The sequence below is a fragment of the Streptomyces sp. B6B3 genome (genome assembly GCF_039871525.1).
In the GTDB taxonomy this organism is placed as follows: domain Bacteria; phylum Actinomycetota; class Actinomycetes; order Streptomycetales; family Streptomycetaceae; genus Streptomyces.
Map to the genome: position 1 here is coordinate 845,969 of NZ_JBDPLU010000001.1, position 21,470 is coordinate 867,438.

Here is a 21,470-nt window from a genome sequence, read left to right on the forward strand (position 1 = left end):
CGACGTCCCCGGCGCCATCGGCGCCGGGGACGTCGCGCTGCGTGGGTCGCGGGCGTCCGGGTCGGTCAGACTCCCGACTCCTGGCCGCCCAGGTGATGCACCCGGACCATGTTCGTGGTCCCGGTCACCCCGGGCGGCGAGCCGGCGGTGATGATCATGGTGTCGCCCGGCTGGTACCGGTTCAGCTTCAGCACCTCCGCGTCGCACAACTCGACCATCTCGTCGGTGTGGTTGGCGTAGGGCACCACGAACGTCTCCACGCCCCAGGTGAGCGTGAGCTGGTTCCGGGTGGCCGGCTCGGTGGTGAAGGCCAGGATCGGCTGCTGGGCGCGGTACCGGGACAACCGGCGGGCGGTGTCTCCCGACTTGGTGAACGCCACCAGCGCCTTGCCGTCCAGGAAGTCCGCCATCTCGCAGGCCGCGCGGGCCACCGAACCGCCCTGGGTGCGCGGCTTCTTGCCGGCCACCAGCGGCTGCAGGCCGCGGGAGAGCAGCTCTCGCTCCGCGGCCGTCACGATCTTCGACATGGTCTTGACCGTCTCGATCGGGTACCGGCCGACCGAGGACTCCGCGGAGAGCATCACCGCGTCCGTGCCGTCCAGGATCGCGTTGGCCACGTCGGACGCCTCGGCACGCGTCGGACGGGAGTTCTCGATCATCGACTCCATCATCTGGGTCGCCACGATCACCGGCTTGGCGTTCCGCCGGCACTTCTCGATGAGCTGCTTCTGCACCATCGGGACCTTCTCCAGCGGGTACTCCACCGCCAGGTCGCCGCGGGCCACCATCACGCCGTCGAAGGCGGCGACGACCTCGTCCATGTTCTCCACGGCCTGCGGCTTCTCCACCTTGGCGATCACCGGGACGCGCCGTCCCACCCGGTCCATCACCTGGTGCACGTCCCGCACGTCGTCCGCGTTGCGCACGAACGACAGCGCGACCATGTCGCAGCCCAGCCGGAGGGCGAACTCCAGGTCCGTCACGTCCTTCTCGGACAGCGCCGGCACGTTCACCGCCACGCCCGGCAGGTTGATCCCCTTGTGGTCGGAGATCACGCCGCCCTCGATGACCATGGTGCGCACCCGCGGGCCGTCCACCTCGATCACCTGGAGCGCCACGTTGCCGTCGTTGATCAGGATGCTCTCGCCCTTGGCGACGTCCCCCGGCAGGCCCTTGTAGGTGGTGCCGCAGATCGTCCGGTCGCCCTGCACGTCCTCGGTGGTGATGGTGAACTCGTCGCCGCGCCTGAGCTCGACGGGCCCGCCCTCGAAGGTCTCCAGGCGGATCTTCGGTCCCTGCAGGTCGGCGAGCACGCCGACCGGCTGACCCGTCGCCTCGCTTGCCGCGCGCAGGCGCTGGTAGCGCTCCTCGTGCTCCGCGTGGCTGCCGTGGCTGAAGTTGAACCGGGCCACGTTCATGCCGGCCTCGATGAGGCTCTTCAGCTTCTCGAAGGTGTCAACGGCGGGGCCCAGAGTGCAGACGATCTTGGAACGACGCATGCCCGCGATCCTATCGTTTTGTTCCGAGGCGGAATAATGGGGAAGCGTCTTCCCCGGTTACGCCGGCGGGTACCCCGGACGAGGGCGGTTGGGGCGGTATGTCGAGAGCAGACAGTCCGCACAACTGCGCGTCACCATGCCGTTCACCTGGGTTACCCGTCCGGACAACCGGAACTCAGGGGGCGCGTGCACCATCTTTGTGAGCGCCGTTCGAACGCGACCGCCGCTCGTGAAAGAATTCCGGCGGCCCCGCAAGCCACCAGGGAGCAGGAGAGCATTCCCATGCGTATTGGCGTTCTCACAGCAGGCGGCGACTGCCCCGGCCTCAACGCCGTGATCCGCTCTGTCGTGCACCGGGCCGTGGTGGACCGCGGCGACCAGGTGATCGGCTTCGAAGACGGCTTCAAGGGGCTGCTCGAAGGCCGCTACCGGGAGCTCGACATCAACGCCGTGAGCGGCATCCTGGCGCGCGGCGGCACCATCCTCGGCTCCAGTCGCCTGGAGCGGAACCGGCTCGCCGAGGCCTGCGACAACGCCGAGGCGTTCCAGCACAAGCTCAGCCTCGACGCGCTGATCCCCATCGGCGGCGAGGGCACCCTGACCGCCGCCCGGATGCTCGCCGACGCCGGCATCCCGGTGGTGGGCGTGCCGAAGACGATCGACAACGACATCTCGGCCACCGACCGCACCTTCGGCTTCGACACGGCCGTCGGCGTCGCCACCGAGGCCATCGACCGGCTGAAGACCACGGCCGAGTCGCACCAGCGGGTCATGGTCGTCGAGGTCATGGGCCGGCACACCGGCTGGATCGCCCTGGAGGCGGGCATGGCCGGCGGCGCGCACGGCGTCTGCGTCCCCGAGCGGCCCTTCCAGGTGGACGACCTCTGCAAGATGGTCGAGGACCGGTTCGCCCGCGGCAAGAAGTTCGCCGTGATCTGCGTCGCCGAGGGCGCGCGCCCCGCCGAGGGCTCCATGCAGTACGAGCGCGGCAAGATCGACCAGTACGGGCACGAGCGGTTCGCCGGCATCGGCAACCGGCTGGCGAACGAGCTGGAGCGGCGCCTCGGCAAGGAGGCCCGTCCCGTGATCCTCGGCCACATCCAGCGCGGCGGCACCCCCTCGGCGTACGACCGGGTGCTCGCCACCCGCTTCGGCTGGCACGCCGTGGAGGCCGCGCACCGCGGCGAGTTCGGCAGGATGACCGCGCTGCGCGGCACGGAGATCGTGATGACCCCGCTGGCCACGGCCACGATGGAGCTCAAGCACGTCCCGCAGAACCGCATGGACGAGGCGGAGGCGGTCTTCTAGGCCGCGGCCCGGCCCGGGGGTGGATGGTCGGCCCGTCCCCCACCCGCGACCTGACAGCGTGCGCGGTCCGTCGTCAGCGGACTGTGCGGGAGCTGACAGCGGGGCGCGGGAGTCTCGGTCTCGTCATCGCGAGACGAGAGAGGGAGACCGTCGTGAGCTACGCCTTCCAGGCCGAGGGGCTGGTGAAGCGGTTCGGGGAGACCACCGCGCTGGCCGGGGTGGACCTGGCGGCCAGACCCGGCACCGTGCTCGGCGTGTTGGGACCCAACGGGGCCGGCAAGACCACCGCCGTCCGCATCCTGGCCACGCTGCTCCGGCCGGACGCCGGCACCGCCCGGGTCGCCGGCTTCGACGTGGTGCGGCAGGCCGAGCAGGTGCGTCGCAGGATCGGGCTGACCGGCCAGTACGCCTCGGTCGACGAGGACCTCACCGGCACCGAGAACCTGGTGATGATCGGCCGCCTGCTCGACCTGTCCCGCGCCGCGGCCCGGGCCAGGGCCGCCGAACTGCTGGAGTGGTTCGACCTCACCGAGGCGGCGGGGCGGCGCGCGAGCACCTACTCGGGCGGCATGCGCCGGCGGCTCGACCTCGCCGCCAGCCTGGTCGCCCATCCCGAGGTGGTCTACCTCGACGAGCCCACGACCCGGCCGAGCGCGTCCGGCGCGTTCGGCCCGGGACCGCCCGGCTGGCGCGGCCGGTCCAGCAGCCCCGAGACGCGCCGCCCCAGCGCGGCCAGCACCGCCCGCGGCACGTCGTCCGGATCGCTGACGGACGCCAGTTCCACCAGCCAGACGCCGCCCGGGTAGTGCCCGACGAGGTCGGCGGCGGCCGTGCTGGCCAGCCGGGTCTTGCCCGAGCCGCCGGGGCCGACGAGGGTGACCAGCCGGGCCTCGGCCAGCCGTTTGCCGATCAGCCGCAGCTCCTCGTCGCGGCCCACGAAGCTGGTCAACGCGGCCCGCAGGTTGCCGGGTGGGGGTGGGGCCGGCGCGGGCGGGACGTCGCCCGCCGGCGCGCCGGGGGGCGGCCGCAGCTCGCCGCGCAACACGGCGAGGTGCAGCTCCGCCAGGGCCGGTGAGGGGTCGACGCCCAGCTCGTCGGCGAGCCGGGCGCGGTAGTCCCGGTAGGCGGCCAGCGCCTCGGCCGGCCGCCCGGCCGCGTGCCGGGCCCGCATCAGCAGCGCCAGCGGCCGTTCCCGCAGCGGCTGCTCCGCGGCCAGTGCCGCCAGTTCGGGCAGCACCGCGGCGGCCTCGCGCGCCCCGACGCCGCGGGCCAGCTCCGCCTCGCAGAGATCCTCCCTGGCCGCCAGCCGCAGCTCGTCCAGCCGGGTGGCCGGCGCGGCGGCGAGCGCCGTCGCCGCGGCGCGAGGTCCGGTGGCGGATCGTCCGCGCCCTCCGTCCCGCGGGCAGCGGGTCCCGGCCCCGGCCGGGGGGTGCGGGTGGGCTACGTCGTCAGGTCGGTGGGGTTCGTGTTGGCTCCGCAGAGGACCACGCAGACCCTCTCCTCGCCGGACGGCGCGTACGCGCCGGTGTGCAGTGCGGCCAGCGCCGTCGCCGCGCCGTGTTCGACGGCGATCCGGTGCTCCCGCCACAGCTGCCGGCGCGCCGCCACGACGGCCGCGTCGGGGACCAGCACCGAGCGCACGTGCGGGCTGGCGGCGAGCCGGACCGCGTCCGCCGAGGCCCGGCGCGCGCCCAACGCGTCGGCGGCCACCGAGTCCACCGGCACGTCCACGGGACGGCCGGCCGCCAGGCCCGCGTTCAGCGCCCGGCAGCCTTCGGGCTCGACCGCGACGACGCGGATGCCGTGCTCCGCGGCGGCCGTGGCCACGCCCGCGAAGAGCCCGCCGCCCCCCACCGCCACCAGCACGGTGGTGACGTCGGGCCCGGCCGCCCGGATCTCCTCCAGCAGCGTGCCGGCGCCCGCCGCGATCAGCGGGTGGTCGTAGGCGTGCGAGGCCAGCGCCCCGGTCTCCGCCACGAACCGCGCCGCCGCCTCGGCCGCCTCCGCGTACTCCCGCCCCACCTGGCGGACGTCCGCGCCCAGCGCGCGCAGCGCCGCCACCTTGACCGGCGGCGCGGTCTCGGGCACGAACACGGTGGCCGGCAGGCCGTGCTGCCGCGCCGCCCACGCGCAGGCGAGCCCCGCGTTGCCGCCCGAGGCGATCGCGATGCCCGCCTCCGGCATCGCGCCGGACTCCAGCCGGGCCGTGGTGAAGTTCAGCGCGCCGCGGGCCTTGAACGAGCCGGTGTGCTGGAGGTGCTCGAGCGCGAACCACAGGTCGGGTCCCGCCGGGGCCAGCGCCACGGTCCTGACCGAGCCGCGCACCCGCCAGGTGGCGGCCTTCACGTCGTCGTAGGTGAGCGTCACCCTGGCAGGGTAGGCAGACCGGACGGTCCGTCGGTACCGGCGTTCGCTCCTGGTGGGACCCCGGCCGCCCGGGGTCATGGGATAAGTTCATCGGCCATGGACATCGCGATCAGATCCGGTTATGTCGTCCCCGTCGACGGGGAGCCCATCGAGTCCGGCACCGTGCTCGTCGTCGACGGCAAGATCGCCGCCGTCGGGCCTGACGCCGAGGTCACCGTCCCCGACGGGGTCCGCACCGTCGACGCGACCGGCCGCTGGGTGCTGCCCGGCTTCGTCGAGGCGCACGGGCACATCGGCGTGCACGAGGAGGCCGAGGGCTGGGCCGGCCAGGACACCAACGAGATGACGGATCCCAACGGCGCTCGGATGCGGGCCCTGGACGCCATCAACCCCGCGGACACCGGCTTCGCCGACGCCCTCGCCGGCGGCGTGACCAGCGCCGTCATCAAGCCGGGCTCGGGCAACCCGATAGGCGGCCAGACGGTCGCGGTGAAGTGCTGGGGCCGCAGCGTCGACGAGATGCTGATCCGGCAGCCGGTGAGCGTCAAGAGCGCCCTCGGCGAGAACCCCAAGCGGGTCTACGGCGACAAGAAGCAGCTGCCCTCCACCCGGCAGGGCGTCGCCGCGGTGATCAGGGACGCGTTCACCCGGGCCCGGGACTACCGGGCCAAGCGCCAGCACGCCGCCGACGAGGGCAAGCCGTTCGAGCACGATCCGAGCCTGGAGGTGCTGGTCCGGGTGCTGGACGGCGAGCTGCCGTGGTGCCAGCACACGCACCGGGCCGACGACATCGCCACCGCGCTGCGGCTCGCCGACGAGTTCGGCTACCGGGTGATCATCAACCACGGCACCGAGGCGCATCTGCTGGCCGACGAGATCGCCCGCCGCGGCGTGCCGGTGATCAGCGGGCCGCTCTTCACGACGCGCAGCAAGGTCGAGGTGCGGCAGCGCACGCTGGAGAACCCCGGCATCCTCGACCGCGCCGGCGTCACGGTGGCGATCACCACCGACCACCCGGTCATTCCGATCAACTTCCTGGTCCACCAGGTCACCCTCAGCGTCAAGGAGGGCCTGGACCGGGCGGCTGGGCTGCGCACCATCACCACCAACCCGGCCAGCATCATGGGCCTCGACGACCGGGTCGGGGCGCTCCGCCCCGGCCTCGACGGCGACGTCGTGATCTGGTCGGGAGACCCGCTGGACGTGATGAGCCGGGCGCTCACCGTCTTCGTCGAGGGCCGCGAGGTCTACGCGTACGACGAGGCGGCGCGCCGCGGCCGGGTCGTCGACCCGTACTACCGGGAGGAGCGGCCCGCGTCCTGACCGGCCGGGCCGTTCCTGATGGTTCCGGGCCGTCCGGCGACGTCGGACGGCCCCGGACCGCGCTCCGGCTCACGCCGGGCGGAACCAGAGGGTGGCGAGCGGGGGGAGCGTCGGGGCGATGCTGGCGTCCCGGCCGTGCGCGGGGATCGACTCGGCCTTCAGCCCGTCGGCGTTGCCGACACCGCTGCCGCCGTAGCGCGGGTCGTCGGTGTTCAGCACCTCGGTCCAGGCCGGCACGTGTACCGGGACGCCGAGCCGGTACCCGTGGCGGACCACGGGGGAGAAGCTGGTGATCGCGAGCAGCGGGGAGCCGTCGGCGGCGTACCGGAGGAAGGCGAGCACGTTGTCCTCCGCCGCGTCGGCGGCGATCCAGGAGAAGCCCTCGGGGTCGGTGTCCCGCTCCCACAGGGCGGGGGTGGCGACGTAACGGGCGTTCAGGTCGCGGACCAGGTCCTGGACGCCGCGGTGGTCGCCCGCCGCGACGTAGCCCGGGTCGAGCACCCACCACTGCGGGCCCTCGGTCTCCGACCATTCCGCCCCCTGGGCGAACTCCTGGCCCATGAAGAGCAGTTGCTTACCGGGATGGGACCACATGAAGCCGAGGTACGCGCGGTGGTTGGCCCGGCGCTGCCACCAGTCGCCGGGCATCTTGGAGACCAGCGCCCGCTTGCCGTGCACCACCTCGTCGTGCGAGATGGGCAGGACGTAGTTCTCCGAGTAGGCGTAGACCATGGAGAAGGTGATCTCGTCGTGGTGCCAGGCCCGGTGCACCGGGTCCCTGGCCAGGTAGACCAACGAGTCGTGCATCCAGCCCATGTTCCACTTGAAGCCGAAGCCGAGACCGCCCAGATGGGTGGGCCGGGTCACGCCGTCCCAGGCGGTGGACTCCTCCGCGACGGTCAGCACGCCGGGGCAGCGGCGGTAGACCGTGGCGTTGGTCTCCTGCAGGAACGCCACCGCGTCCCGGTTCTCCCGGCCGCCGTCGGCGTTGGGGGTCCACTGGCCGTCGGCGCGCGAGTAGTCGAGGTAGAGCATGGACGCCACGGCGTCCACCCGCAGCCCGTCGACGTGGTACTCCTCGCACCAGAAGACCGCGTTGGCGACCAGGAAGTTGCGCACCTCGGGGCGGCCGTAGTCGAACTCCAGGGTGCCCCAGTCCGGATGTTCGGCGCGCAGCGGGTCGGGGTGCTCGTAGCACGGCGTGCCGTCGAAACGGGCCAGCGCCCAGTCGTCCTTGGGGAAGTGCGCGGGCACCCAGTCGATCAGCACCCCGATGCCGGCCCGGTGCAGGGCGTCGACGAGGTGCTTGAAGTCGTCGGGCGTGCCCAGCCGGGCGGTCGGCGCGTAGTAGCCGGTGACCTGGTAGCCCCAGGAGCCGCCGAACGGGTGCTCAGCCGGCGGCATCAGCTCGACGTGCGTGAAGCCGAGGTCGTGGACGTACGCCGGGAGCTGCTCCGCCAGCTCCCGGTAGCCGAGGCCGGGGCGCCAGGAGCCGAGGTGCAGCTCGTAGACGGAGAGCGGGGCGGCGTGCGCCGGGCGCCGGGCGCGGCGGTCGAGCCACTCGGCGTCGTCCCAGACGTGCCGGCTCTCCCAGACCACCGAGGCGGTGGCGGGCGGGCATTCGGTGCGGCGGGCCAGCGGGTCGGCGCGCAGCGTGTGGCCGCCGTCCGGGCGGCAGACGTCGAACTTGTAGCGGGTGCCGGGGCCGACGCCCGGCACGAACAGCTCCCAGACGCCGCTGGCGCCCAGCGAGCGCATCGGGAACCCCGTGCCGTCCCAGGCGTTGAAGTCGCCGGCCACCCGGACGCCGCGCGCGTTCGGTGCCCACACCGTGAAGCGCGTGCCGCGCTCGCCCTGGTGCTCCAGGGGGCGCGCGCCCAGCGCCTCCCACAGGCACTCGTGCCGGCCCTCGGAGATCAGGTGCAGGTCGAGATCGCCGAGGGCCGGCAGGAAGGCGTACGCGTCGGGCGCCGGCGGTTCGGGCCCGTCGGCCGCGTACGTCACCGCCAGTCGGTAGCGCTCCGGCACCGCGGGTAGCGGCAGCACCGCCGCGAACAGGCCGTCGCCCTCGGAGACCAACTCGGCGCGCAGCTCGCCCCCGGCGCCGCCCGCCGCCTGCTCCGCGCCCGACACGAGGACCTCGACCCGGCGCGCGAGCGGGCGCAGGCAGCGGAACAGCACGCCGTCCGGGAGGCGGTGGGCGCCGAGCAGGGCGTGCGGGTCGTGGTGGGCCCCCGCCAGCAGGCGGGCGCGCTCCCCGGGGTCCAGACCAGGCACGGGCACGGACACGGGCGTTCCTCTCAGCGGGTGGGTCACGACGGGGTCAGTCCGCGGCCGCCAGCCGGCGGACGGCGGCCATCGGCACGTGCAACCAGGCCGGACGGTGCCGCGCCTCGTACAGCACCTCGTAGACGGCCTTGTCGGTCTCGTAGGCGCGCAGCAGCTCCCGCTGGGCCATCGGGTCCGCGCCCGAGGCCTCGGCGTAGCCCCGGCAGAAGGCGGTGCGGCTGGCCCGGGACCACTCGTCCGCCCAGGCGCCACCGGTCCGGTGCTGGCAGGCGGCGTAGTCGAAGGAGCGGAGCATGCCGGCGATGTCGCGGACCGGAGGGCCGAGTCTGCGTCGGTCGGTGAGCGGCCGGGCCGGCTCGCCCTCGAAGTCGATGAGCGACCAGCGGCTGCCCCGGCCGGTCGGGTCGGGGGTGCGCAGCACCTGGCCCAGGTGCAGATCGCCGTGCAGCCGCTGGACCACGCAGCCGCCGCCGCGCCTGGCGAAGTCGGCGAGTTCCTCGTAGGCGCGGCGCAGCCCGACGCGGTACGGGCGCAGCTCCGGGACGGCGGCGGCGGCCTCGGCGAGCCGCTCGGTCATGGCGACGGCGGCCTGCTCCAGCTGGGCCCGGCGCAGCTCGGACGTGGGCAGCGCCGTGGCCAGGGCGGTGTGCACCTCGGCGGTGGCCCGGCCCAGGGAGCGGGCGGCCGGGCTGAAGTCGACGCGCCGGCTGAGCGACTGCAGCGCCAGTTGCCAGCCGTCCCGGGAGCCGGCCAGATAGGGCTGGAGCACGCCGAGGGTCAGGGGTTCGGCGGCCGGCGGCCGGTCGGGGAAGAGCGCGGCCTCGAACCAGGCGGAGGGCGCGGGCACCCGGGTGCAGCCGGCCTCGGCCAGGGCGCGGGGCAGCTCCAGATCGGGGTTGATGCCAGGGCTGACCCGGCGGAACAGCTTGAGGATGTGGCTGTCGCCGTAGACCACGGAGGAGTTGGTCTGCTCGCCGGTCAGCACCCGGGGCGACAGCGCGGAGGGGATCGCGGTGCCCGGGGCGCGGCCGAAGCGGAGCGCGCCGAGCCGGCCGGGGGCGCGCAGCCGCTCCAGCAGCAGGCCGGACAGGCGCGGGTCGTGCAGCGCGTCGTACACGGCGCGCCCGCGCAGTGGTCCGTCGGTCGGTCGGCCGACGAGCGCCGGGGCGAGCACCGGCGGCAGCACCGGGCGGACGCCCAGCAGCAGCTGGTAGCAGTCGCCGCCGGCGGGCGACCCCTGCGGAGCGTCCCGGCCGGGCGCGTGGTGGCTCGCGCCTTCGGCGTCGCGTTCGGCGGCGGGCCGGCGGGCGTACCCGGTCGGCCGGGTGCGGACCAGCAGGTGCAGCAGGCCGGGGACCTGGCCGCTCCCGGCGCACGGCAGCAGCTCGGTGGCGGCGACCAGGGCGAGCCCGCCGAGCGGGCGCCCCTTGCCGGCGAACCAGCGCTGCTGCGGCAGCCAACGGGCGAGCAGCCCGGTGAGGGAGGGGAGCAGGGACCCGGCATGCGGGGCGGCCGGGTGCCGCGCGGATGGCGCGGGGGCGGTACGGGGCGAGGAGCTGTCCGGCATGGCGTCCTTTCCCCGGGCACACGAATTATGTGACGAAGTGTTCCGGATGGTGGCGACGCTTGTCCGGCGGCGCGGGACGTGTCGTGAAGGAACGACCGTGCGGGTGAGGCCAGTCACGCAGATGGAGGGCTTTGGGCAGCGCTGCGTCCGGTCGGAGCGAAGGGAGAGGCTTACCCCGCTCACCCCGTGATCTGGGGCAAGCCCTTCCCTGTGTCAGGCGCGCCGTCTCGCCGGTGCGCCGCGCCGGCGGCCTAGCTCTCGGGAGCCCTGCACAGCCGGAACCAGTAGAAGCCGTGTCCCGCGAGTGTGAGCAGGTACGGCGGTTCGCTGACGGGCGGGAAGCGCACGCCGCCGATCAGCTCGACGGGGATGCGGCCGGCCCAGGCCCGCAGGTCCAGCTCGGTCGGCTGGGAGAAGCGGGAGAAGTTGTGCACGCACATGACGAGGTCGTCGTCGTGTTCGCGGAGGAAGGCGAGGACCGCCGGGTTGGAGGAGGGCAGCTCGGCGTAGCTGCCGAGGCCGAACGCGCGGTTCTGCTTGCGGATCTCCACCATCCGTTTGGTCCAGTGCAGCAGCGAGGACGGCGAGCTCATCGCCGCCTCGACGTTGGTGACCTGGTACCCGTAGATCGGGTCCATGATGGTCGGCAGGAACAGCCGCCCCGGGTCGCAGGTGGAGAAGCCGGCGTTGCGGTCGGGCGCCCACTGCATCGGGGTGCGCACCGCGTCCCGGTCGCCGAGCCAGATGTTGTCCCCCATGCCGATCTCGTCGCCGTAGTACAGGATCGGCGATCCCGGCAGCGACAGCAGCAGCGCGGTGAAGAGCTCGATCTGGTTGCGGTCGTTGTCCAGCAGCGGGGCCAGCCGGCGCCGGATGCCGATGTTGGCGCGCATCCGGGGGTCCTTGGCGTACTCCGCGTACATGTAGTCGCGCTCCTCGTCGGTGACCATCTCCAGGGTCAGCTCGTCGTGGTTGCGCAGGAAGACGCCCCACTGGCAGCCGGAGGGGATGGCCGGGGTCTTGGCCAGGATCTCCGAGACCGGGTAGCGGGACTCGCGGCGCACCGCCATGAAGATGCGGGGCATCACCGGGAAGTGGAACGCCATGTGGCACTCGTCGCCGCCGCTTTCGAAGCTGCCGAAGTAGTCGACGACGTCCTCGGGCCACTGGTTGGCCTCGGCGAGCAGCACGGTGTCGGGGTAGTGCGCGTCGATCTCGGCGCGCACCCGGCGCAGGAAGGCGTGCGACGCAGGAAGGTTTTCGCAGCTGGTGCCCTCCTCGGCGTACAGGTACGGGACGGCGTCCAGCCGGAAGCCGTCGATGCCGAGGTCCAGCCAGAAGCGCAGGGCCGAGAGGATCTCCTCCTGGACGGTCGGGTTCTGGTAGTTCAGGTCCGGCTGGTGCGAGAAGAACCGATGGAAGTAGTACTGCCGGCGGACCGGGTCGAAGGCCCAGTTGGAGGCCTCCGTGTCGACGAAGATCACTCGCGCGTCCGCGAACTGCTTGTCGTCGTCGGCCCAGACGTAGTAGTCGCCGTAGGGGCCCTCCGGGTCCCGGCGCGACTCCTGGAACCACCGGTGCTGGTCGCTGGTGTGGTTCATGACGAAGTCGATGATGACCCGCATGCCGCGCTGGTGCGCGGCGTCCACGAACTCCACGAAGTCCGCGAGGTCGCCGACCTCGGGCATGACGTCGACGTAGTCCGACACGTCGTAGCCGCCGTCTCGCAGCGGCGACTTGAAGAACGGCGGCAGCCACAGGCAGTCGATGCCGAGCCACTGCAGATAGTCAAGCTTGGCGGTGAGCCCTTTCAGATCCCCGATTCCGTCGCCGTTGCTGTCCTGGAAGGAGCGGACCAGGACCTCGTAGAACACCGCGCGCTTGAACCACTCGGGATCTCGCTCGCGGGCAGGCGTGTCCTCGAACTTGTCGGGGACCGGCTCATTGACGCTCATCGTTGGGTGACCCTCCGGTCTGTGAGGACGGTCGCAGGGCCAGGATGTGCGCTGAGGGGGCACCTGCGTCCACACGGCCCGGCTCAAGCCGCACATAGTTGTCCCTGCCCCAGTAGTAGGTCTCGCCGGTGAGCTCGTCGCGCACCGGGAAGGGCTCGGCGCCGCTTTCCTGAGCAGGGGACAGGCCGCACCCTTCGAGTTCCGCCAGATTCAACGAGACCGTGGCTTCGTGGGTGTGGTGCGGATCGATGTTGACAACCATGAGAACGCAGTCGGCTTGAGGTGTCGTAACGCGCTTGGAGTACGCCAGGATGTGCTCGTTGTTGGTGCGGTGGAAGCGCAGGTTGCGCAGCCGGCGAAGGGCGGGGTGCCGGCGACGCAGGTCGTTCAGCGCGGTGACGAGCGGGACGATGCTCCGGCCCGAGCGCTCGGCCGCGGCCCAGTCGCGCGGGCGCAGCTGGTACTTCTCCGAGTCGGCGTACTCCTCGCTGCCCGGTTCGGCCGCGGTGGATTCGCACAGCTCGTATCCGGCATACATTCCCCAGCTCGGGGAGAGGGTGGCGGCCAGCACCGCGCGGATCTCGAATGCCGCGCGGCCCCCGTCCTGCAGATAGGCGTGCAGGATATCCGGAGTGTTCACGAAGAGGTTGGGACGCATGTACGCCGCCGCCGGACCGCTGAGCTCGGTGAGATATTCGGTGAGCTCGTCCTTGCCCGTGCGCCAGGTGAAGTACGTGTACGACTGCTGGAAGCCGATCTGCGCCAGCGTGTGCATCATCGCCGGGCGGGTGAACGCCTCGGCGAGGAACACGACGTCCGGGTCCGCGCGGTTGATCTCGGCGATGACCTTCTCCCAGAACACCACCGGCTTGGTGTGCGGATTGTCGACGCGGAACACCCGGACCCCGCGGGCCATCCAGAAACGGAGCAGGCGCAACGTCTCGGCGACCAGGCCGTTGAAATCGTTCTCGAAGGAGATCGGATAGATGTCCTGGTACTTCTTGGGTGGGTTCTCGGCGTACGCGATGGAGCCGTCGGCCCGCTTGTGGAACCACTCGGGGTGCTCCTTGACCCACGGATGGTCGGGACTGCACTGGAGTGCGAAGTCCAGCGCGACCTCCAGGCCGTGGGCGCCGGCCGCCGCCACGAAGGCGTCGAAGTCCTCCAGGGTGCCCAGGTCCGGGTGGATCGCGTCGTGGCCGCCGTCGGCCGAGCCGATGGCCCACGGGCAGCCGACGTCGTCGGGGCCCGCGGCGAGCGAACCGCCGGGGCCCTTCCTGAAGGAGTCGCCGACGGGGTGCACCGGCGGCAGGTAGACGACGTCGAAGCCCATCGCGGCGATCCCCGGGAGCCGTTCCGCGGCGGTGCGCAGGGTGCCGGACACGGGCGGCGCGTCGGGGTGGAGCACGGCGCCCTCGGAGCGCGGGAACATCTCGTACCAGGCGCCGACCAGCGCGCGTTCCCGTTCCACCAGGAGCGGCAGCGGCCGGGAGGAGGTGACGAGTTCGCGCAGCGGATGCCGGGCGAGGATCGCGGTCACCTCGGGGGCCAGCGCGGCGGCCAGCCGGTCGGCCGGCGGCAGCGCCTCGTCGGTCAGCGCCCCGGCGGCCCGCAGCAGCGTCTGCCGGCCCTCCGCCTTCGTCACCTCGGCGGCGGCGCGGGCGAACAGGCGGGCGCCCTCGATCAGGGTCAGCTCGACGTCGGTGTCGGCCTCGACCTTGATCCGGGCGTTCCGGCGCCAGGTCCGCACCGGGTCCGCCCACGCCTCGACGTGGTAGCTCCAGCGCCCCTCGGCGTCGGGGGTGACGTCGGCGCCCCAGCGGTCGGTGCCGGGAGAGAGCTCGTGCATCGGCAGCCAGCGGGCGCTGCGCCCGGACGCGTCGCGCAGCACCACGTTGGCGCCCACCGCCTCGGCGCCCTCGCGGAAGACGGTGGCACTGACCTGGAATGTCTCGCCGGGCACCGCCTTGACCGGGCGGCGGCCGCAGTCGATGCGTGGCTGGACGTCGAGGACGGGGATGCGACCGATCATAAGAGGATCACCTGGGGGAGTTGAGGGCAGGGGTGTCCTTTGTACTGTTTGTCTGGTATCTGATGGGTTGGGGGTCGGGCCGCTCCGGGGCGCGTTCACTCGGCTGGGCGGGTGCGGTGTGCCGCGGGACGGGACGGGCGGGCATGCGTCGGCCCCCCCACCCCGGCGGGTGCGGGGGCCGACGCCGGCTTACCGATCTACGGACTTCCGCGGGTTACTGGTAGCTGATGTCCGACTCGTCGTACAGGCAGTGGGTGCCGTCGGGGCCGGAGCCCGACTCCTCCGGCTCGTCACCGCTGTCGTTGCCGATGTACCGCTGGCACACGGTCATCTCGTCGTCCCCGACGATGGTGATGTTGTTGAACGTCGCCGTGTCGCCGTAGTTCTCGTTGATCCCGGCGATGGTGTTGCCGGGGGCGGTCACCGTGACGCCGTCCAGGACGATGTTCCGCTGCGGCATCTCGTCGCAGTTGCCGCAGGAGCGGACCATGGTGCCGAAGTCCTCGGCCGCGAAGCCGGAGATGTTCAGCGTGCCACCGCCGTTGAACTGCAGCACCTTGTCCTCCGCGCCGACGGCGCCGCCGCCGACGACGTTGTACGTCGAGCCGTTCCGGAAGGTGGCGGCGTCCTCGCCGACGTCCTCCCAGTACACGTTCTCCAGCGTGCAGTCACCCTCGCAGTGGATGCCGTCGGCACCCGGCGAGCCGATGATGACGTTGCTGAGCGTGGCGCCGTCGCTCACCTCGAAGACCGCTTCCTGGTCCTCGCCCTGGTCGCCGCCGCCGAGGCCGTCACCGGGGATGTAGCGGGTGCCGCCGCCGTCGAAGTCCTCGGTGATCTCGATGGTCTCCTCCACCACCTCGTCGGCGGTGGCGGTGGGGATCTCGACGACGCTGCCCGTCCGGGCCGCCTCGGAGGCGGCCGCCGGCTGGTCGGCGGGGGCGGCGTTGGCCAGCGCCGTCACACCGCCTGCCGTCAGGACGCCGGCGAACGCGGCGGCCAGCAGCAGCCGGCCCCGCCTTCGGGTCTTGCGGTGGGGGGATTCCATGGTCTCTCCTTGCTGTTCTCTGTGTGGGGGTGTGGGTGGTGCGCTGGGGCTTGTCCCGCCGCGGCCGTGGCCGCGGCGGAGGTCTGGTCGGCTACTCGCCGGCGCCCGCCGGGACGCCGTTCAGCATCGACGGCGTGATCTGCGCCATGTCGGGGCCGATGTAGAAGCTCGGGTGCGGCGGCTGGTTGTAGGCGGTGTTCTGCCAGGCGATGGAGGTGCGGTACTGGCGGTCCTGCATCAGCGCCGGGATCGAGGTGTCCGTCGGGTCGTCGGTCGAGTAGATCCGCAGCGCGCTGTTGTCACTGGTGCGCCAGATGACCTCCTCGCGCCAGTCGCCGAGGATGTCGGCGGACAGCGCCGGGGTGGCCTTGGTGCCGTTGTTCGACGCCACGCCCTCGCCGGTGAGCAGCCGGGTCTCGCCGTCGCCCGTGTACTTGTCGATGTGCGTGTCGTCCAGCAGCTCCCGGGTCAGGTCGCCGTCCCACCACACCGCGAAGTTGATGCTCGACGGCTTGTCGCCGACCTCGTCGCCGTCCAGGTTGCGCAGGCCGCCGTCCGCCGACGACCAGAACTCCGCGCCCGGGTTGTCGGCCCAGATGTCGTCCGCCATGCCGCGGCCGTTGTCGCCGGCCGGTTCGGTCTCCCACAGGACGTCGCCGGTGTCGGCGTCGGCGAGCCAGGATCCTGGCTTGCTGCCGTCCTCGTCGACCTTGTAGAACTCCAGGCCCTCGTTGTTCGGGTCGAAGTCGCCGAGGTGCTGCGCGTCGCCGTGGCCGTAGCCGGTGGACCAGAGCACGCCGCCGTCGTCGTCCACGGCGAGCGAGCCGTACGCGATCTCGTCGCGGCCGTCGCCGTCCAGGTCGCCGACCGACAGGTTGTGGTTGCCCTGGCCGGCGTACTGGCCGCCCGCCTCGTCGCTGTCGAAGACCCAGCGCTGGGTCAGGTTGCTGCCGTCGAAGTCCCAGGCGGCGATGACGGAGCGGGTGTAGTAGCCGCGGCACATGATCAGCGACGGGCTCGACCCGTCCAGGTACGCGGTGGCGGCCAGGAAACGGTCGACGCGGTTGCCGTAGTCGTCGCCCCAGTCGGCCACGTTGCCGCGTCCCGGCACGTAGTCGACGGTGTCGATGGCCGCGCCCGTCGCGCCCTCGAAGATGGTGAGGTACTCGGGGCCGTCCAGGATGTACCCGCCGTCGTTGCGGTAGTCGGCGTTCGCGTCGCCGATGACGGTGCCCGCACCGTCCACGGTGGCGTCGGCGGTCTTCATGGCGACCTCGGCGGAGCCGTCGCCGTCGTAGTCGAAGACCTGGAACTGGGTGTAGTGCGCCCCGGCCCTGATGTTGCGGCCCAGATCGATGCGCCACAGCTGGTCGCCGGTCAGCGTGTAGGCGTCGATGTATACGTTGCCGGTGACGCCGGACTGCGAGTTGTCCTTGGCGTTGGTGGGGTCCCACTTGAGGACGATCTCCAGCTCGCCGTCCCCGTTCAGGTCCCCCACGGAGGCGTCGTTGGCGACGTAGTCACCGCCGGGCGAGTCGATCGGGATGTCGGTGGAGGCGTTCGGCAGGTACAGGGCGGTGGCGGCGTCCATGGTCTCGGCGCCGTCCACGACGCTGCTGACCGTGTACTCCGCGTCGGCGGGCGCGCCCTCGTCCAGGAAGTTGGTGGCCCCGGTGAGCGGCTCGTCGTTGATCCTCGTGCCGTCGCGGTAGACGTTGAAGGCCACGTCGTCCGGGTCGGTGGCCAGCAGTCGCCAGCTCACCAGGTTGCCGTCGGCGGACCCCACGCTCACCAGTCCGCGACCGAGATCGTCCATCTGGTAGGCGCCGGCGTCCTGCTCCGCCGCGGCCGCCGGGGCGGCGCCGCCCTCGTCGGCGGCGTGGGACAGCGCGGTCAGCCCGCCCGTCGCCATGACTCCGACGAGTCCGGCGGCCAGCAGCACCCGCCCTCGCCTGACGTCTCTCTTACGATGCAGGGATCGCACGCGATCCTCCTGGGGTCGTGGGGGGAATGTCACGGGGAGGTTGCCGCCGGGGGCGCGTGGGGTTGCCGGGTTCCGCGAATGCGCCCGCGGCCCGGGGCGTATTCGCGGGATTCCTGGGAAACGTCGTGAGTGGACCTGGTACCACACGTCTTGTCCGGTTTCCCCGCGCGATCCGGAGGGCCGCTCACGACCGTCCGCGCCATGCCGTGAGTCTCAGCTCGGTATCGCCGTTCAGCCCGCGGTTCACAGCAATCTACGCGCGCAGTAATGTGCCTTCACCGAAACGCCATACCACCGCCGACCATCTGAGGTGGACGATGTCCATAGCAAGACCCAAGGCCGCGCGGACGCTCGCCGCCGTCCTAGCGATCGGTGTCGTCGTCACCGGTTGCGCCGAGAGCGAGCGCGACGACGACGACTCCTCGAACGGCTCCGACACCTTCGTGTTCGGCGCCCCCGGCGACCCCGCGTCCCTGGACCCCGCGCTGGCCAGCGACGGTGAGACCTTCCGGGTCACCCGTCAGGCCTTCGAGGCGCTGCTGGAGCACGAGACCGGCGGCACCGAGCTGGTCGGTGGCCTCGCCGAGTCCTGGGAGAGCAACGAGGCCGGCACCGAGTGGACATTCCACCTGCGGGATGGCGTGAAGTTCCACGACGGCGCGGATCTGACCGGTGAGGTCATCTGCCAGAACTACGACCACTGGTACAACTGGACCGGCACCTACCAGAACAGCGCCCTCTCGTATTACTGGCAGACGGTCTTCGGCGGATTCGCCGAGAACGAGAACGAGGACATCCCCGAGCCGAACTACGTCGGCTGCGAGGCCCCCGACGAGCTGACCGCCGTCATCGAGGTGGAGCACGCCTCCGCCAACCTGCCCGGCGGATTCTCGCTCCAGGCCTTCGGCATCCACTCGCCCGACGCCATCGCGGCGTACGAGCAGCAGGCGGCCTCCACGGACGACGGCGAGAACATCAACTACCCCGAGTACAGCCAGGAGGCCGGCACGGTCGCCGGCACCGGCCCGTTCGAGATCACCGGATGGAACAAGGGGAACGGCGAGGTCACCCTGGAGCGCTTCGACGACTACTGGGGTGAGAAGGCCGGCGTGGGCGAGCTGGTGTTCCGCACCATCTCCGAGGAGGACGCCAGACGGCAGGCTCTCCAGGCCGGGAACATCGACGGATACGACCTGGTCGCGCCGGGCGACGTGCAGACGCTGCTCGACGAGGGCTTCCAGGTGCCGGTCCGCGACGTGTTCAACATCTTCTACCTCGGCATGACCCAGGACCGCAATCCGGCGCTCGAGAGCCTCGAGGTGCGCCAGGCCATCGCGCACGCGCTGGACCGGGAGACGCTGGTGAACACCCAGCTGCCGGAGGGCGGCGTGGTGGCCACCCAGTTCATGCCGGACACGGTGGACGGATACTCCGAGGACGTCGCCACCTACGCCTACGATCCGGGCGAGGCCCGTGACCTGCTCGCCGCCGCCGGCGAGGAGAACCTGTCGGTGGACTTCTGCTACCCGACCGAGGTCACCCGCCCGTACATGCCGGCCCCCGCCGACATGTTCGAGCTGATGCGGGCCGACCTCGAGGAGGTGGGCATCACCGTCGAGCCGCGGCCGATGAAGTGGAACCCCGACTACCTCGACACGGTGGAGAACGGCGGTTGCGACCTGCGCCTGATGGGGTGGACCGGCGACTTCAACGACGGTTACAACTTCCTCGGCACCTGGTTCGCCGAACGCTCCGCGGAGTGGGGCTTCGAGAACCAGGAGCTCTTCGACCTGATGCACGAGGCGGAGACGGAGCCCGACCTGGAGACCCGCGTCGGCCTGTACGAGCAGGTCAACGAGCTGGTCATGGAGCTGCTGCCCGGCGTGCCGGTGTCCAGCTCCCCGCCGTCCATCGCCTTCGCGGCGGACGTCAACCCGCCGACGGTCTCCCCGCTCACGCAGGAGAACTTCGCGGAGACCTCCTTCAAGTAGGGCACCGCGCAGTCTGGCCCCAGGTCCGCCCGGCCACGGCACCCCGTGGCCGGGCGGACTCCTGACCGGCGCGCCACGCTCACGCGATCCGCGAGCACGACAAGAAAGGGGCGACCCGCCAAGGTGTTGCGTCTCATCATCCGCAGGCTGTTGCAGCTGATACCCACGCTGGTCGGCCTGTCGGTGCTTCTCTTCCTCTGGGTGCACCAGCTGCCCGGCGGCCCGGTGGCCGCCATGCTCGGCGAGCACGCCACCGACGCCGACCGCCGACAGATCGAGGCGGCGCTCGGGCTCGACGAACCGCTGTGGACGCAGTACGTGAACTACGTGCGCGAGCTGGTCTCCCTCGACCTGGGCGTCTCCACCCAGACGGGCCAGCCGGTATGGGAGGAGTTCACGCTGCGCTATCCCGCCACCGTCGAGCTCTCCCTCGCCGCGATGCTCATCGCCATCGCCGTGGGCATCCCGCTCGGCTACTTCGCCGCGCGCCGGCGCGGCAGCTGGCTGGACCTGACCGCGGTCTCCGGCTCGCTGGTGGGCATCTGCATCCCCGTCTTCTTCCTGGCGTTCATCCTCAAGCAGATCTTCGCCGTCGAACTCGGCTGGTTGCCCAGCTTCGGCAGACAGACGACCGGCCTCGACGCCACCGAGGTCACCGGCTTCTACGTGCTCGACGGGCTGCTGACCAGGGAGTTCGACGCCTCCTGGGACGCCATCCAGCATCTGGTGCTGCCCGGCGTGGCGCTGGCGTCGATCCCGCTCGCGGTGATCGTCCGGATGACCCGGGCCAGCGTGCTCGAGGTGCTCGGCGAGGACTACGTGCGCACCGCCGAGGCCAAGGGGTTGAAGCAGAGCGTGGTGCGCCTCCGGCACGTCCTGCGGAACGCGCTGCTGCCGATCGTCACCACCATCGGCCTGCTCACCGGCAGCCTGCTGTCCGGCGCCGTGCTCACCGAGTCGGTGTTCGCGTTCGGCGGCATCGGCGACTTCATCAGAGGCGCCATCGACGCCCGTGACTATCCGGTGCTGATGGGCTTCATCCTGTTCATCGCGATCACCTACGTGCTGATCAACCTGCTGGTGGACATCGCCTACAGCATCATCGACCCGAGGGTGCGGGTGAACTGATGACCGCCAACACCGGATTTCTCGAAAAGAAGTCCGCCAAGATCGACCGGCTCGCGGAACTCACCGCCCGCCGCGAGGGCGCCTCGGGCGCCAGCCTGTGGGTGGAGACGCTGCGCCGCCTGCGCGACAGCAAGATGGCCCTCATCGGCGGCGCCATCATCGCGGTCTTCGTCGTGGTGGCCGTCGTCGGCCCGTGGGTCGCCCCGCACGACCCCACCGCCCAGCTCTGGCGCGACGAGGTCTTCCCCAACCGGGGCGAGTTCGTCGGCCCGCGCGGCGAGAACCTGCTGGGCCTCGACCATCTGGGCCGGGACGAGCTCTCCCGGATGCTGGAGGGCGCCCGGCAGACCCTGCTGGTCGGCATCGTCGCCACCCTGCTCGGGTTCGCCGTCGGCACCCTGATCGGCGGCGTGTCCGGCGCCGCACTGGCCTTCGGCGGGGCGGCCGGCCGGCGGGTCGACGCGGTGCTGATGCGCTTCATCGACATCAGCCTGGCCCTGCCCTCGCTGCTGCTCGCGGTCAGCATCGCCGCCGTGATGGGGCAGAGCCTCACCACGGTCATGATCGCGGTGGGCGTGGTGCAGATCCCGATCTTCGCCCGGCTGCTGCGCGGCTCCATGCTGGCCCAGGCCAACTCCGACTACGTGCTGGCCGCGCGGTCGCTGGGTGTGCGCCGCCGGCGCATCGTGCTCGCACACGTGCTGCCCAACTCGTTGGGGCCGGTCATCGTCCAGTCGACGCTCGCGCTGGCCACTGCCATCATCGAGGCTGCGGCCCTGTCCTATCTGGGCCTGGGCAATCCGGACGCCTCACAGCCGGAATGGGGCGTGATGCTGGCCCAGGCGCAGGAGGACTTCGAGCAGGCGGCGTTCCTCTCCGCCTATCCCGCCCTCGGCATCATCATCACCGCGCTCGGCTTCACCCTGCTGGGCGAGGCGATGCGCGAGGCGCTCGACCCACGACTGCGGAGCCGATGACC

Annotated in this window: 14 protein-coding genes and 1 pseudogene; 6 read left to right on the forward strand and 9 right to left on the reverse strand. The window is 71.8% G+C overall.

The window, feature by feature from the left end:
- Positions 1–65: 65 nt before the first annotated feature.
- Complete coding sequence (gene pyk / locus ABGB06_RS03570) at positions 66–1,499, reverse strand: pyruvate kinase (RefSeq protein WP_347585169.1); 1,434 nt, start codon at positions 1,497–1,499, stop codon at positions 66–68.
- Between the two features lie 282 nt (positions 1,500–1,781).
- On the opposite strand from pyk, the gene ABGB06_RS03575 reads away from it, so the two are divergent.
- Together ABGB06_RS03575 and ABGB06_RS03580 are read left to right on the forward strand one after the other, a co-directional pair.
- The gene (locus ABGB06_RS03575; protein ID WP_347585170.1) at positions 1,782–2,807 is read left to right on the forward strand and encodes an ATP-dependent 6-phosphofructokinase; all 1,026 of its coding nucleotides are present in this window, start codon (positions 1,782–1,784) and stop codon (positions 2,805–2,807) included.
- A 152-nt stretch (positions 2,808–2,959) separates the two neighbouring features.
- Positions 2,960–3,451: pseudogene (locus tag ABGB06_RS03580) on the forward strand (ATP-binding cassette domain-containing protein); the annotation flags it as partial.
- Here ABGB06_RS03580 and ABGB06_RS03585 read toward each other — a convergent pair.
- Positions 3,430–4,299: a BTAD domain-containing putative transcriptional regulator gene (locus ABGB06_RS03585; RefSeq protein WP_347585453.1), complete on the reverse strand. Its 870-nt coding sequence runs from the start codon at positions 4,297–4,299 to the stop codon at positions 3,430–3,432. The pseudogene ABGB06_RS03580 and the gene ABGB06_RS03585 sit on opposite strands and share 22 nt — an antisense overlap.
- Positions 4,248–5,174, reverse strand: a complete 927-nt coding sequence (locus ABGB06_RS03590; protein ID WP_347585171.1) for a serine/threonine dehydratase — start codon at positions 5,172–5,174, stop codon at positions 4,248–4,250. Before ABGB06_RS03590 ends, ABGB06_RS03585 begins: the two co-directional genes overlap by 52 nt.
- Positions 5,175–5,270: 96 nt before the next feature.
- On the opposite strand from ABGB06_RS03590, the gene ABGB06_RS03595 reads away from it, so the two are divergent.
- A complete protein-coding gene (locus tag ABGB06_RS03595) occupies positions 5,271–6,497 on the forward strand; it encodes an amidohydrolase (protein WP_347585172.1) in 1,227 nt (408 codons plus the stop codon).
- A gap of 69 nt (positions 6,498–6,566) precedes the next feature.
- Here ABGB06_RS03595 and glgB read toward each other — a convergent pair whose 3' ends face one another.
- From glgB to ABGB06_RS03625, 6 genes are all read right to left on the reverse strand, one after another.
- Positions 6,567–8,786, reverse strand: a complete 2,220-nt coding sequence (gene glgB / locus ABGB06_RS03600; protein ID WP_347585173.1) for a 1,4-alpha-glucan branching enzyme — start codon at positions 8,784–8,786, stop codon at positions 6,567–6,569.
- Positions 8,787–8,820: 34 nt separating this feature from the next.
- The gene (locus tag ABGB06_RS03605; protein WP_347585174.1) at positions 8,821–10,353 is read right to left on the reverse strand and encodes a maltokinase; all 1,533 of its coding nucleotides are present in this window, start codon (positions 10,351–10,353) and stop codon (positions 8,821–8,823) included.
- 251 nt (positions 10,354–10,604) lie between these two features.
- A complete protein-coding gene (gene treS, locus ABGB06_RS03610) occupies positions 10,605–12,308 on the reverse strand; it encodes a maltose alpha-D-glucosyltransferase (RefSeq protein ID WP_347585175.1) in 1,704 nt (567 codons plus the stop codon).
- Complete coding sequence (locus tag ABGB06_RS03615; RefSeq protein WP_347585176.1) at positions 12,295–14,340, reverse strand: alpha-1,4-glucan--maltose-1-phosphate maltosyltransferase; 2,046 nt, start codon at positions 14,338–14,340, stop codon at positions 12,295–12,297. The genes treS and ABGB06_RS03615 overlap by 14 nt, the downstream gene beginning before the upstream one ends.
- A gap of 214 nt (positions 14,341–14,554) precedes the next feature.
- Positions 14,555–15,388, reverse strand: a complete 834-nt coding sequence (locus ABGB06_RS03620; protein WP_347585177.1) for a pectate lyase — start codon at positions 15,386–15,388, stop codon at positions 14,555–14,557.
- Positions 15,389–15,479: 91 nt separating this feature from the next.
- Positions 15,480–17,300, reverse strand: coding sequence for a rhamnogalacturonan lyase (locus ABGB06_RS03625; protein ID WP_347585455.1), 1,821 nt, complete (start codon positions 17,298–17,300; stop codon positions 15,480–15,482).
- A gap of 389 nt (positions 17,301–17,689) precedes the next feature.
- Here ABGB06_RS03625 and ABGB06_RS03630 point away from each other — a divergent pair, with 389 nt between their 5' ends.
- From ABGB06_RS03630 to ABGB06_RS03640, 3 genes are all read left to right on the forward strand, one after another.
- Positions 17,690–19,363 (forward strand): ABC transporter substrate-binding protein, encoded by a 1,674-nt coding sequence (locus tag ABGB06_RS03630; RefSeq protein ID WP_347585178.1) that lies wholly within the window; start codon positions 17,690–17,692, stop codon positions 19,361–19,363.
- Between the two features lie 123 nt (positions 19,364–19,486).
- On the forward strand, positions 19,487–20,491 hold the full coding sequence (locus tag ABGB06_RS03635; RefSeq protein ID WP_347585180.1) for an ABC transporter permease: 1,005 nt from the start codon (positions 19,487–19,489) through the stop codon (positions 20,489–20,491).
- Positions 20,491–21,468: an ABC transporter permease gene (locus ABGB06_RS03640; RefSeq protein WP_347585181.1), complete on the forward strand. Its 978-nt coding sequence runs from the start codon at positions 20,491–20,493 to the stop codon at positions 21,466–21,468. The genes ABGB06_RS03635 and ABGB06_RS03640 overlap by 1 nt, the downstream gene beginning before the upstream one ends.
- The last annotated feature ends 2 nt before the right edge of the window (positions 21,469–21,470 follow it).